At 67.9% G+C, this 12814-nt stretch carries 9 protein-coding genes; 2 read left to right on the forward strand and 7 right to left on the reverse strand.

The window, feature by feature from the left end; translation table 11 throughout:
- Positions 1-4: 4 nt before the first annotated feature.
- Positions 5-2149 (reverse strand): protein-disulfide reductase DsbD family protein, encoded by a 2145-nt coding sequence (locus AC1RRR_RS20695; protein ID WP_492815755.1) that lies wholly within the window; start codon positions 2147-2149, stop codon positions 5-7.
- A gap of 193 nt (positions 2150-2342) precedes the next feature.
- Here AC1RRR_RS20695 and AC1RRR_RS20700 point away from each other — a divergent pair, with 193 nt between their 5' ends.
- Positions 2343-2735: a hotdog family protein gene (locus AC1RRR_RS20700; RefSeq protein WP_492815756.1), complete on the forward strand. Its 393-nt coding sequence runs from the start codon at positions 2343-2345 to the stop codon at positions 2733-2735.
- Positions 2736-2795: 60 nt separating this feature from the next.
- Here the strand turns inward: AC1RRR_RS20700 and AC1RRR_RS20705 are convergent, their stop codons facing one another.
- Together AC1RRR_RS20705 and AC1RRR_RS20710 are read right to left on the reverse strand one after the other, a co-directional pair.
- Entirely contained in the window at positions 2796-3584 is a 789-nt protein-coding gene (locus tag AC1RRR_RS20705) for a SapC family protein (protein WP_492815757.1), read from the reverse strand.
- 271 nt (positions 3585-3855) lie between these two features.
- The gene (locus AC1RRR_RS20710) at positions 3856-5880 is read right to left on the reverse strand and encodes a TonB-dependent receptor (RefSeq protein ID WP_492815758.1); all 2025 of its coding nucleotides are present in this window, start codon (positions 5878-5880) and stop codon (positions 3856-3858) included.
- A 146-nt stretch (positions 5881-6026) separates the two neighbouring features.
- On the opposite strand from AC1RRR_RS20710, the gene AC1RRR_RS20715 reads away from it, so the two are divergent.
- Positions 6027-6845 carry an acid phosphatase gene (locus AC1RRR_RS20715; protein WP_492815759.1) on the forward strand — a complete coding sequence of 273 codons (819 nt, stop codon included), beginning with the start codon at positions 6027-6029 and terminating at the stop codon, positions 6843-6845.
- Here AC1RRR_RS20715 and AC1RRR_RS20720 read toward each other — a convergent pair.
- From AC1RRR_RS20720 to AC1RRR_RS20735, 4 genes are all read right to left on the reverse strand, one after another.
- Positions 6842-7369: a GNAT family N-acetyltransferase gene (locus tag AC1RRR_RS20720; RefSeq protein ID WP_492815760.1), complete on the reverse strand. Its 528-nt coding sequence runs from the start codon at positions 7367-7369 to the stop codon at positions 6842-6844. The genes AC1RRR_RS20715 and AC1RRR_RS20720 overlap by 4 nt on opposite strands.
- Positions 7366-8244 (reverse strand): N-carbamoylputrescine amidase, encoded by an 879-nt coding sequence (aguB, locus tag AC1RRR_RS20725; RefSeq protein ID WP_492815761.1) that lies wholly within the window; start codon positions 8242-8244, stop codon positions 7366-7368. The genes AC1RRR_RS20720 and aguB overlap by 4 nt, the downstream gene beginning before the upstream one ends.
- Positions 8244-9251, reverse strand: a complete 1008-nt coding sequence (locus AC1RRR_RS20730; protein ID WP_492815762.1) for an agmatine deiminase family protein — start codon at positions 9249-9251, stop codon at positions 8244-8246. The genes aguB and AC1RRR_RS20730 overlap by 1 nt, the downstream gene beginning before the upstream one ends.
- A gap of 152 nt (positions 9252-9403) precedes the next feature.
- On the reverse strand, positions 9404-12808 hold the full coding sequence (locus tag AC1RRR_RS20735; RefSeq protein WP_492815763.1) for a TonB-dependent receptor: 3405 nt from the start codon (positions 12806-12808) through the stop codon (positions 9404-9406).
- Positions 12809-12814 lie beyond the last annotated feature (6 nt).

A 12814-nucleotide genomic window follows, 5' to 3' on the forward strand; every position in this document is an offset into this window, starting at 1 on the left:
GGCTTTAAGCCCCCGCCTTCTCAATCGCCTCGATCACCAGGCCCTCGGTCAGCAGCTGGGGCAGAATGACCGGCGCGCCGCCGTTCTTGGGATAGACCACATACAGCGGCACGCCGACGCGGTTGAAGTCGGCCAGGGCCTTGGCGATGAGCGGATCACGATTGGTCCAGTCGGCCTTCAGATAGACGGCGTTCTGGGCCTTGAAGGCGTCGGCGACCTTGGAGCCCGACAGCGCCACCTTCTCGTTGACCTGGCAGGTCACGCACCAGGCGGCGGTGAAGTCGACCAGCACCGGACGGCCGGCGGCTTGCAGCTCGGCGACCTTCTCGGGCGACCAGACCTCGGCGGCCAGGCCGGGACCCGAAGGCGCCTCGGCCGAAGCGGCGGTCGGCGGCGCGGCGTGCAGGGCGCCGAAGGTCGCGATCGTGAAGGCCAGACCCAGCGACACCAGGGCGACCAGGATCGACACCAGCGCCGGCTTGCCCGCGGCGCGGCGGTCTTGGCCCAGGCCGTAGAGCCAGGCCCCGAAGGCGGCCAGGACCCCAGCCGCCAGCAGGTGCGCCAGCGACAGCGGGCCCGACTGCTGAGCGAACACCCAGACCAGCCACAGGGCCGCACCATACATCGGGAAAGCCAGACCCTTCTTCAGCACGTCCATCCAGGCGCCGGGACGCGGCAGCAGCTTCAGCAGGCCCGGGATGAAGGCCACGGCCACGAACGGGGCGGCGAAGCCCAGGGCCAGGGCCAGGAACACCGCCAGCGAAATGACCGCCGGCTGGGTCAGGGCGTAGCCCAGGGCGCCGGCCATGAACGGCGCGGTGCACGGGGCGGCCACGACCACGGCCAGGGCGCCGGTGAAGAAGGCGCCGGTCGCGCCGCCCTGGGCCGAGGCGCCCGAGCCGACGTTCTGCACCGAGGTCCCGATCTCGAAGACGCCCGACATGTTCAGGGCGACCAGCAGCATCAGCAAGGCCAGGCCCGCGATGACCAGCGGCGACTGCAGCTGGAAGCCCCAGCCCACCGCCGCGCCGCCGGCCCGCACAGCCAGCAGCAGGCCGGCCAGGGCCAGGAAGGTGGCGACGACGCCCAGCAGAAACACCAGGCCCTGCAGGCGGGTCTTGCCGGCGTCGTGAGCGTGACCGGCCAGGCTGGCGGCCTTCATCGACAGCACCGGGAAGACGCACGGCATCAGGTTCAGGATCAGCCCGCCCAGGAAGGCGAAAGCCAGCGCGCCGAGCAGACCGCCGGACGTCGACGCCGGCGCGGTCTCGGCCGGCGGCGCGCCCAGGCCGGCGGCGGTCGCGGGCGGATCCCCCGCCGTGGCGGTGACCTCCCAGGCCCCGGCCTTGGTGGCGATCACGCCCTGCAGCTCGGCCGGGGGCGTGCCGCCGCCGACGAAATCATAGCCCGGCTTCAGGGTCAGGGTCAGGCCTTCGGGCCCTCGATCGACGACCTGCTCGGCGGCGTGCTCGATGACCTTGGGCGAATAGGGGAAGAAATAGGCGCCGGCCATGTCGGCGCCCTTCAGCGGGCCGCCGGTGACAGCTAGTTTCAGGCTCGCGCCGTCCAGCTTGAACACCGCCTTCAGGCCGGTGGGCTTGGGCGCCTTGGCAAGGACGTCGGTGATCACCGGACCCCACTTGGGATCGGCGCCCGCCGCGCCGGCCACGACCGGCAGCAGCAGGGTCAGCTTGGCGTCCTCGGGCACGCAGACCTGCTCGCAGACCAGGTATTGGACGGCGGCGCTCAGGCTGATCGTCGCGCCCACCTGGGCGTCGGCCGGCGCGCTGATCGGGACCGGGATGAAGACCTCGCCCTCATAGGCGTAGTCGAGCAGCGGACCCAGCTTGGCCTTCTGCGGCGTCGGCCAGACCATGTCGCCGGCGCTCCAGCCCTGCGGCAGGGTCCAGGTGATCTTGGTCGGCTCGCCAGCGTCGCCCGGATTGCGCCAATAGGTGTGCCAGCCGGGAATGATCTTCTGGCGCAGGGCCACATAGATCGTGCCGCCCGGCGCGATGCCGCTCTCCTGGGCGACCAGCTCAGACTCGATGTGCCCGGAGTTGACCACGGGTCCCGCCACGGCCGCTCCGGCCAGCAGGGTCGCCGCCAGCAAGGCTTGCAGGGCGAGAACGGCTCTCTTGAGGAACATGAGCGGGTCCGGGGGAGGAAAACGACTGCGGACGAACACATGGCCCGCTAACGCCGGCTCGACAATGGTGAAGACGCAACAGACAGTCGAAGAGCCTGTCCGTTTCGGGTGATTCACCCGAAACGGACAGGCTCGTCCTTTATTGCAGAGAATGGCGCCCGCCATTCTCTGGTGGAATCAAACGGAGCTGCCCATGCCCGCCGCCTTTGACGACATCGAGATCGGTCAGGTCGTCAACCTGGGCTCGCGGGCCGTGGACGCCAAGGCGCTGGACGCCTTCATCGCCGCCTTCACCCCCGGCTGGCCGGTCGAGAACGGCGCGCCGGACGGCATGGTCTTCGCCATCTGGACCCGCCTGGACGGCGAGGCCAGCGCCGCCTGGCCGCAGACCAAGCGCCTGGGCGTGGACGCCCTGCGCTGGATGCGCAACCCGCCCGTCGGCGAACTGCTGCGCGGCCGCATGACCGTGATGGGCAAGGACCCGGTCGGCGAAGGCAAGGGCATCGTCATCGCCCAGCACGACCTGCTCGACGAGGCCGGCCGCCTGGTCTTCTCGTGCCTGACCCGCAGCATCTTCGCGCGCTAAAGAAAAAGGCGGCGGAGCCAGAAGCCCCGCCGCCCTCTCATTCTCAGCTGACGCCGAACCTTAGTTCGCGGCGCCGGTCTGCGCTTGCAGCAGCATAGTCTTGTTGATCAGGCGATCCCAACCCAGCAGCGACACCAGGTGCGCGTAGATCTGGGCCAGGGCGCCGTTTTCCTGCAGTTCCTTCAGCTTCTCGGCCGACAGACCGTTCAGCTTCTCTTCCGAGACGCCGAAATATTCGGCGACGGTGACCGGCTCGCCAGCCGCGGCGCCGGTTTCGTCCTGCGGCTGGAAGATCGCCTTCTTCAGCTCGAACAGGTCGTTGTCCTTCAGGATCTGGACGAACGAGTCCGTGCGGCGGCGCTCGACTTCGAAGTCGTCGCAGAACTTGATGCAGTTCTGGGTGTACTCGGTCGGCTCGCCCTTGGCGTCGAACAGCGGGGTGTCGCCCTTGGTCGACAGCAGGTCCGAACCGACGTCGATGCAGACGATCAGGCGGTCTTGCGTGTCGTCATTGGCCAGGACGAACGGATAACGGCGGATATAGGCCGGGATGTAGACGTTGGCTTCAACAGCGCCATCGGCGGTGATGAACAGGTTCTCGGCCTGGTTCAGGCCCATCACGGCCAGCGGCACCTTGTCGTCGCCGGCGAAGATCACCGGGAAGGTCAGGGCGGCCGGCGCGAATTCCGAGACCGTCAGCGGCACGGCGGTGCCAGCGGCGGCGAAGCCATACGGCTTGTCCTTGTGGACCAGGGCCAGCTTGGCGTGCTGCTCGCGGTTCAGCGGTTCCGGCGAGTTGTAGAACAGGACGTTGCCGGAGATCTCACCGGCGGACTGGGACGTGGTCATGAAGAGCTCTACGACAGAATTAGAAAACGGACGCTCGAACGCTTCAAGACGCCCGCAAAGGCTCGGCGTTCTAGCCGATCCCGACGAGCCCGGCAATCTGGGCTGCTGTCATAGCCGGACCCTGCACCTGGAATTCATCCCTGGCGCGAGCCGTTAAGCTTGATATCCGCCGCTCCAGGCGAAGAAGTCCGGGGCCTGGACAAGGGGGAGGATGGCCCAAGCCCCGGACCGACGCGATCCCCAGGGGCTGCCGGGGATCGCGTGTTCATGATCAGAACCGCCAGGCGAAGCCCGCGCGGACCGAGCGACCCGGCGACGGCGCGAAGTCCTTCAGGAACGAGGCGTGCTCGCGGATCGTCTCGTCGGTCAGGTTGCGACCGTCGACGAACAGGCGAAGGCCCGAGTCGGCGATCGGCTTGAAGGTGACCATGGCGTTGACCTGGGTGTAGCCGTCGGTCGGCAGCTCGAAGGTCGCCGTCCGGTTCTGGCTGGCCACGCGGCGGACCTCGGCCTGGACGTCCAGGCGCGGGGCGCTCCACACCACCCGGCCGGTCACGGCCCACGGCGGCACGCGGGCCGGCGCGCCGAAGTCGGTCGAACCGCGCACCCAGTCATAGACGCCTTCCAGCTTCAGCGACTGCTCGCCGCCGCGCCACGCGACGTAAGAAGCCTCGGCCTCGGCGCCATGGAAGTTGGCCTTGGTCTGGAAGTACTGGAACACCGGCAGGTCATCCTGGACCGCGCCGGTCGGGGCTTCCTCGATGAAGCCGTCGTACCAGGCGCCCCACAGGTGGCCTTCCAGGCGCAGGCGGTCGCCGGTGTAGCGATAGGTCGCCTCCAGCGAGGTCACCTTCTCGGACTTCAGGTCGGCGTCGCCGACTTCATAGCCGCCGGTGCCCGGGTGCGGGCCGTCGGCGAACAGCTCGAACTCGGTCGGGGCGCGGCCGTTGCGCGACAGGGCCAGGGCGACGAACTGCTTGTCGGCCGGCTTGTAGAACACGCCCAGCGAGGCCGAGACGTTGTCGAACGTCTTGCTGGTGAAGTCGGTCTTCAGTTCACGACTGTCGAAGCGCAGGCCCGCATCGACGCCCCAGACACCGCGATCCAGGCGTTGCAGGGTGAAGACGCCGTATTCCTTGATGTCGGTCGAGGGCACGAAGGCCTCGTCGCCGATGGCCGAGAAGTGGCGCTCCAGGGCCTGGAAGCCCACCGCGCCCTGCCAGCCGTCACGCTCCTTCTGGACCAGTTCCAGGCGGCCCTCGGTGCCATCCGACAGGAAGCGGGTGCCGACCTCGCCGCTGTCGACCGAGACCTCGGCGTGCTCGTACTTGGCGTGGCCGACCGACAGGCGGACCTTGTCGAAGAGACCCAGGTCGACGTTCTGTTCGCCGCGCAGGTCATAGCGGGTCTGCTGCAGGTGGATCGAGACGGGGCCTTCCGCGTCCGGATCGATCGGGGCCAGCACCTGCAGGTACGGCACGCCGTAGGTCGTGTCGGTCTTCTTGATGGCCACGCCCAGGAAACCGCTGTCGTGCACGTAAGAGACGCCCGCGCCATAGGCGTCGACCTCGACGTCGGTGTTCTTGACGGTCTTGTCCGGGTCCGGGGTCAAGCCGTCCCGGCGGGCCAGGCGCGACGAGACCGGAGCGGTCGGGACGTCGTAGTCGCTGCTCACGCGGTGATCGGCGTCGACGGCGAAGACCAGCGGGCCCTTGCCGAACTTGGCCGAGCCGTTGATCGACTTGCCGTCGTCGACCGACGAGGCCGAGCCGGCGATGCGGCCCTCGAAGCCGTTCTCGGCCGGGCTGGACGGGACGCGCTCGTCGATGATGTTGACCACCCCGCCGATGCCCGAGCCGCCATAGGCCAGGGTCGAGGGGCCACGCAGCACCTCGATGCGCGAGGCCTCGCCCGGATCGGACGCCACGGCGTGGTCGGGCGACAGCGACGAGGCGTCGACCTGGCCGACGCCGTTCTCCAGCACCATGACGCGCGGACCCGACAGGCCGCGGATGACCGGGCGGCTGGCGCCGGGGCCGTAGAAGGTCGAGCGCAGGCCCGGCTGGCCGTTCAGGGTGTCGCCCAGGCCGGCGGGCGGCAGGACATCCAGCTTGTCGCGGGTGATGACGTTGACGCTGCTGGTCACGGTGTCCAGCGACACGGCGTATGGCGCGGCGGTGATGACCACCTTGTCGACGGCATTGTCGGGCGTCTCGGGGGCGTCCTCGGCATGGGCGGAAACGGCGGCGGCGAGCGCGATGAGGCTCGCGGCTGAGAAGGCGACGCGACGAAGCATGAGGGGTCTCTGGGCGACTGAAAACTTGACCGGGGGAGCGGTCGAGAAGAGTGTTATGAAATAACATACGCGCACGTCAATCCGCTTTCGCTTGACGCGAGAATTTCGCGCCGCTCTGTGGGCGCATGACCTCAGGGACGCACTCCATGACCCGTTTTGTGCTGATCGCCGCCGCGTTGAGCGGCCTGGCGCTGGCCGGCTGTTCGAGCGACGGCCTGCCCAATCCTTTCAAGACTCACGCCGCCAAGCCGGCCGCCGCCGCCATGACCGCGCCCTCGGCCGGCTGGGTGAAGCCGCCACCCGGCTACCTGCCCGCCGGCGCCATCGACGCGGCGACCATCATCGGCCCGCCGCCCGAGCCCGACAGCCCGCGCGGCAAGGCCGAGCGTGTCCAGTTCGAAGAGACCCGCAAGCTGGTCAACACCGAGACCTGGAGCCGCGCCATCGCCGACGCCGACCTGTCGGGCAAGAACGGCATGAAGGCCTTCTCGTGCGCCGCGGGCGTCACGCTCAGCGCCGAGGCGACCCCGACCCTGGCCAACCTGCTGCTGCGCCTCACCGACGACGCGGCCAAGATCTACCAGCCGGCCAAGGCGGTCTTCCAGCGCCCGCGCCCGCCTGTCGGCAACACCGCGCCGATCTGCGTGCCGCGCGAGGACTGGATCAACACCGACGGCTCGTATCCGTCCGGCCACGGCCTGATCGGCTGGGCCTGGGCTTCGGTGATCGCCGAACTGGTTCCGGACAAGGCTTCTCCCATCCTGGCGCGCGGCAAGGCGTTCGGCGACAGCCGGATCATCTGCGGCGTCCACTTCCAGAGCGATGTCGAGGCCGGCCGCTATCTGGGCTCGGCGATGGTCACGCGGCTGCATGACGATCCGGGCTTCATGGCCGACCTGGCCAAGGCGCGCGAAGAGGTGAAGGCCTCGAAGGCCAAGGGCGCGCCGGAGGGGTGCGGGGCCTAAGCCCGCGCCACGAACATCACGTGCGCGCGGAGCGGATGGTCCTCCGCCAGCCAGGGATGGTCGAAGTCCCGCGCCGGGTCGTGGATCATCCCGATCCGACGCATGACGCTCTGCGAGGCCAGGTTCGTGCGCGCCGTGAAGGCGATGATCTCGGGCTGCCCCAGCTGGTTCAGGCCGTAGTCCAGCGCCGCCCGAGCCGCCTCGGTGGCGTAGCCTTGGCCCCAGGCGTCGGGATGGAAGCGCCAACCGATCTCGACCACCCGGCCAAGCCCTACCTCCGGCGGAACCCACCAGACTCCGGTCATGCCGACCATCCGCGCGTCGGCCCGGCGCTCGACGACCCAGAAGCTGAATCCATGCTCGAACTGGTGAGCCTGGACCTGATCGACGAACGCGTCGCTGGCGACGCGATCACGCACGCCGCCCAGCCAGGCGCCGACCCGCGAGTCGCCGTTCATGGCGGCGATGGCGTCCCGGTCGGCGTCGACCGCCGGGCGCAATACCAGGCGGTCGGTCGTGATCATGCAGGGCGGCCGGTGGCCAGGGCCGTGTAGAGTTCCGGCCGGCGATCGCGGAAGAAGCCCCAGGCGGCGCGGTGCGTGCGCAGGAAGTCGAGATCAAAGGTCCCGCTGACCAGGCCCTCGTCCGTGTGACCCAGCTCGCTGATCAGGTCGCCGCGATGGTCGGCGACGAAGCTGGAGCCGTAGAAGGTCTGGCCGCCGTTCGGATAGCCATCCCACGGCTCGAAGCCGATGCGGTTGGCGCCGATCACCGGGATCACGTTGCTGACCGCGTGGCCCTGCATCGCCCGCTGCCAGGGCAGGGTCGTGTTCAGGGTCGGGTCGTGCGGCTCGGTGCCGATCGCGGTCGGATAGAACAGGGCCTCGGCGCCCATCAGGGCCATGGCGCGGGCGGCTTCCGGGTACCACTGGTCCCAGCAGATGCCGACGCCGATGCGGCCGAAACGCGTGTCCCAGACCTTGAAGCCGGTGTCGCCGGGCCGGAAATAATACTTCTCCTGATAGCCCGGGCCGTCAGGGATGTGGCTCTTGCGATAGAGGCCCAGCATCGCGCCGTCGGCGTCGGCCATGACCAGGCTGTTGAAGTAGTGCGGGCCCTCGCGCTCGAAGATCGAGATCGGGATCACCACGCCCAGCTCGCCGGCCAGCGGCGCGATGGCCTTGACCACCGGATGCTCGCGCCACGGATGGGCCTCGGCGAACCAGCGCTCTTCCTGGGTGACGCAGAAGTACGGACCCTGGAACAGCTCCGACGGCAGGATGACCTGCGCGCCCTTGGCGGCCGCTTCACGGATGAAGGCTTCGGTCTTCTTGATGTTGGCCTGCAGATCCATGCCGTACGAGGTCTGGATCGCGGCGACGTTGAGCGTACGGGCCATCAGACGGTCTCCGGCTCTTGCTGGCTGATGCAGTGGAACGACCCGCCGCCGGTCAGGATGGCGGTGGACGGCAGACCGATGACCTGGCGCTCGGGGAACAGGCCCTTGATCACCTCGACGGCGAAGGCGCCCGACTCCTCGGCGTAGATCGGCACGATGACCGCCTCGTTGGCGATCAGGAAGTTCATGTGCGAGGCCGGGATCGGCTCGCCGTCCTCGTCCAGGATCCGGCCCGGCGAGGGGATGCGGGCGACCTGGATAGGCGAGCCGCGGCTGTCGGTCATGCCGGCCAGCAGGCGGGCGGTCTCGGCGTACATGTCCGCGTTCGGATCATCCGTACCGAAAGCCATCGGACAGGCCACCACGCCCGGCGCGACGAAGCGGGCCAGGTTGTCGACGTGACCGTCGGTGTGGTCGTTCAGCAAACCATCGCCCAGCCACAGGATCTTCTTGGCGCCCAGGGCGTCAGCGAGCGCCGACGTGGCCGCGGCCTCGTCCCAACCGGTGTTGCGGTTTTCGTTCAGCAGGCACTGGCGGGTGGTCAGGATGGTGCCCAGGCCGTCATGGTCCAGCGAACCGCCCTCGAGGATGAAGCCGTTGCGGGCCAGCGGCGCGCCCGAGGCGGCGGCGATCTGCTCGGCGACGGTGTCGTCGCCCTCCATCTCGTACTTGCCGCCCCAGCCGTTGAACTGGAAGCCGGCCGCGACCGCCGCGCCGGCGCGGTCGAAGAAGATCGGGCCGGTGTCGCGCAGCCAGATGTCGCCGAACTGGCCGCGAACGATCTCGACCGAAGTGTCGGAAAGCAGCGCGCGGGCGGCGGCTTCGGCCTCATCGCCGACGACCATCAGGCGCACGCGCTCGCCGCCCGGACCGGCCAGGGCGCGGGCTAGGTCGGCGACCTCCTGCTGGGCCTGTTCCAGGTCTTCCTGCCACAGCTCGGCGTGGCTGGGGAAACCCACCCACATGGCGCGGTGCGGAGCCCATTCGGCGGGGACGGTGACGGTCATTCGAAAAAGCCCATTGAAGGGGTGAAACGCGAAAGGGGGCGCAGATGGCCCCTACGGCTGGCGGGGTCAAGACCCCTAAGTAGCAAACGCAGATGACAAAGAAAAAGGGCGGCCCCGGAGGACCGCCCTTCTCCCTAGTCATGATCGAGTTCTTAGAACTCGTAGCGCAGCGAGATCTGGGCGTACCAGAGCGACTGAGCAATGTTCCGGCTCTTGGTGACCGAGGTCGGAACGTTCGAGTACTGGTAGGCCGGGCAGCTGGCGCCGTTGGTGCCGGCAGCCAGAGCCGCGCCCGTCGAGGTGACGCACGAGACGCGGGCCAGGGTGTTGCCGTCGAAGTATTCTTCGACCTTGCCCCAGTCGCGATCGATCAGGTTCAGCAGGTTACGGATGTCGACCTGGACCTTCAGCTTGTGGCCGTCGATCAGGGTCGGCAGTTCCTGGCTCAGCTGCAGGTCGAGGCGGCTCAGGTCCTTGTTCCGGTTCGAGTACTTCTCGAGGATGCCCGGCTTCAGGTTGAACTGGTTCACGTAGGCCAGGAAGCGGTCGCGGTTGGCCGCGTCGCTGAAGAACACGTTGCCGTACTGCAGCGGGTTGGTGCTGGAGGCGGTCGCCATGTCCGGCACGTACAGCAGCTGAGCGGCGCGGTTCACACCGAACACCGGGCTACGGCCCGAAGCGGCGTCCTGCATCGTGAAGCCGTACGGACGACCCGAGGTGCGCTCGCCGAACAGGCTGATGCGGGTCTCGTTGTCGCCGAAGAACTTCTTACGATAGCCCAGTTCCAGCTTGTAGCGGTTCTGGATCTCTTCCAGGCCCGTGCCGTAGGCGTCGCGAGCCGGGTCGAGGCCGGCCGGAACGCTGTTGTACAGCGAGCCGGCAGTCGTACCGAAGCGCAGACCGGCGTTCGACTCGTCGATGTTCTGACGGGCGTAGCCGACGGCGAAGTCGACGCCGAAGTCGAACGACTTCGACAGGCCGACGGCGGCCGTGAAGGCCTCGCCCTTGTCGATGTTCGTCGCGATCAGGTCGCGGTTGTCGCCCGGGTTGGTCGAGGTCACGCCTTGAGCGGCGCGCTGGGCGGCCGTCAGGGTCAGACCGTCATAACGCGGACGACCGTCCGGGGTCACGGCGCGCTGGCCGTTGACCATCAGCGGCTGAGCGCGGACGTCGACGAAGGTGATGGCGTTCTGAGCCTGGGTCGCGACGTATTGCGCGTCCAGACGCCAGCCAGCCCAGATGTCCCACGAACCGTTGAAGTACAGCTTCCACTCGGACGGCAGGCGGAAGGCCGGCGACAGAGCGATGGTTTCGTTGGTCGGGTTGATGCCCGGGGTGCCAGCCAGGGTGCCTTGCTGGAACTGACGCACGATGTCCGGGATCTCATAACCGAACTTCGCGAAGGTGTTCAGGTTGTCCAGGGCGGCGGAGCCCACCGCGGTGGTGAAGCCAGGGGTGACACCCGACGAGGTCGACGCTTCCAGGTAGCCCGTGGCGCTGGTGCAGTTCGCGGCCGTGGCCACGCAGCGACGGATCGTGGTGCCCGCGATCTGGTAGCCGTTGTTGTAGAACGGCGTGGCGAACAGCACTTCCGGCTGACCGCCCGAGAACAGACCGAAGCCCGCGCTCACCTTGATGCGGTCGCTGACGCGCCAGTTGGCCGAGACGCGCGGCTGCAGGACGCTCAGACCATCGAGGGTCTTGGCGTTGGTGAAGCCGGTGCGGGCGACGAAGTTCGGGTTGGTGCCCGGAACGTCGTCCATCTTGATCCAGTCGAAGCGGAAGCCCGCCGTGACCTTGATGTCGTCGGTGACGTCGATCGCGTCCTGAGCGTAGATCGAGTGCTGCCAGTACTTGAAGTTGGCGGCGGCGTCGTCGGCGTTGCCGGTGACCGAGTTGCTGTAGACCAGCGAGCTGGCGCGGCCGGCGGCGAAGTCGGCGATCGAGTCGAAGTAGTAGGTGCCGCGCGAGTTCGGCACGAACACGTTGAACACTTCCTTCTTCGAGCCCTGATAGCCGAGCTTGAAGACGTGGTCGTTCAGCGAGTAGGTCGCCGTGCCCTGGAACACCGCTTCCTGGATGTCCAGGCGGTTGGCGTGACGGTTCAGGTCAGGACCAAAACGGACGCTCGAGAAGCCGGTGGCGCAGGTCTGGATCGACGAGTTCGTCGCGCCGGTGTCAGCGTTCGGAGCCGCGCAGATCGTGATGTCCGAGAAGTTCTGGCCGCTCTTCGGGTTCTGACCCTTCACCCAGTCGCGATAGGTCGCGCGCAGGGTCGTCGACAGACGCTTGGTCCAATCCGAGTTGATTTCCAGCGTGGTGCCTTCGTCGCGATAGCTGGCGTCGTACCAGTGCGAGTCCAGAGCCGCCGTCGTCGTACCCAGGTCGGTGCGCGAGGTGAACACCGAGTCGGCGCGACGATAGGTCAGGCTGGCGCGGTGGTTGTCGTTGATGTTCCAGTCGATCTTGGCCGAGTACTTCTTGTCGGTCACCGGCGTGGTGCGGGTGATGCCGCCGGCCGCGTAATCGCTGGCGTAGTTGTTGTTATAGATGCCGACGATCTGGTCGATCGTGGCTTGCGTCAGGCCGTTGGAGAAGCTGTTGGCGAAGCCGGCGCCGGCCGGACCCGTGTTGGTCGTGTCCGCGGTCTGGTACTTTTCGTACGAGACGGCGAAGAACAGCTTGTCGCGCCAGATCGGACCCGACAGGAAGCCACCGAAGTTCTTCTGGCTGATCTGCTGCTGAACGCGGCTGGTGCCAATGTACTTACCGACCAGACCTTCGTTCAGGTAGTTGTAGAAGGCCGAACCGTGGAACTTGTTGCCGCCCGAACGCAGGACGATGTTCAGGGCGCCGCCCGTGAACGAGCCGTTCTCGACGTCGGTCGGAACCGCGGCGACGCTGAACTGCTCGATGGCGTCCAGCGAGATCGGACCGCGCGCCGTCGGCAGGCCGCCGGTTTCCAGGCCGTAGGGGTCCTGGGCCGAGACGCCGTCGATCGTGATGCGGTTCATCCGGGGGTTCGAGCCGGCGATCGAGATGCCGCCGTCGTTACGGATGTTTTGCGAGACCAGCAGGTCGCGGCGGGCCAGGTCGCGCACGTCGCGGGCGACCGAGACGACGCCTTCGATGGCGTCGCGGTTCAGGACCGTCTTCGGACCGGTTTCACCGTCGTTGCCCGACGAGGCCGTGATCACGACCGCGTCGACTTGAGCCGCGCTCAGGTCGACGTCGATGCGCGCCGTGTCGGCGAGGGTCAGGTAGGCGTCAGTGACCTTCTTGGCGTCATAGTTGGCCGCCGAGACGGTGATTTCATACGGGCCGCCGACGCGCAGGCCGCGGGCGTCGTACGAACCGTTGACGTCCGTCACGGTGGTCGAGCGCGTGCCCGACGGCGTGTGAAGGATCGTCACGGTGGCCCCAGCCACCGGCGCACCGTCAGCCGTGACGGCGCCGCGGACGGCCGAAGTGGTTTCTTGAGCGTAGACGGCGCTGGCCGCAGCGAGCGCAAGTACGCCCAACGCCGCGCCACTGGCGAGCCGCTGGATCGAAGTCATCTTAAT

It is taken from the genome of Caulobacter sp. GW821-FHT12D05, from assembly GCF_058807295.1.

Excerpts from the sequence above, each read along its gene's own strand:
- AC1RRR_RS20695 (WP_492815755.1), bottom strand. The coding sequence starts at position 2,149 with ATGTTCCTCAAGAGAGCCGTTCTCGCCCTGCAAGCCTTGCTGGCGGCG.
- AC1RRR_RS20700 (WP_492815756.1), top strand. The coding sequence starts at position 2,343 with ATGCCCGCCGCCTTTGACGACATCGAGATCGGTCAGGTCGTCAACCTG.
- AC1RRR_RS20705 (WP_492815757.1), bottom strand. The coding sequence starts at position 3,584 with ATGACCACGTCCCAGTCCGCCGGTGAGATCTCCGGCAACGTCCTGTTC.
- AC1RRR_RS20710 (WP_492815758.1), bottom strand. The coding sequence starts at position 5,880 with ATGCTTCGTCGCGTCGCCTTCTCAGCCGCGAGCCTCATCGCGCTCGCC.
- AC1RRR_RS20715 (WP_492815759.1), top strand. The coding sequence starts at position 6,027 with ATGACCCGTTTTGTGCTGATCGCCGCCGCGTTGAGCGGCCTGGCGCTG.
- AC1RRR_RS20720 (WP_492815760.1), bottom strand. The coding sequence starts at position 7,369 with ATGATCACGACCGACCGCCTGGTATTGCGCCCGGCGGTCGACGCCGAC.
- aguB (WP_492815761.1), bottom strand. The coding sequence starts at position 8,244 with ATGGCCCGTACGCTCAACGTCGCCGCGATCCAGACCTCGTACGGCATG.
- AC1RRR_RS20730 (WP_492815762.1), bottom strand. The coding sequence starts at position 9,251 with ATGACCGTCACCGTCCCCGCCGAATGGGCTCCGCACCGCGCCATGTGG.
- AC1RRR_RS20735 (WP_492815763.1), bottom strand. The coding sequence starts at position 12,808 with ATGACTTCGATCCAGCGGCTCGCCAGTGGCGCGGCGTTGGGCGTACTT.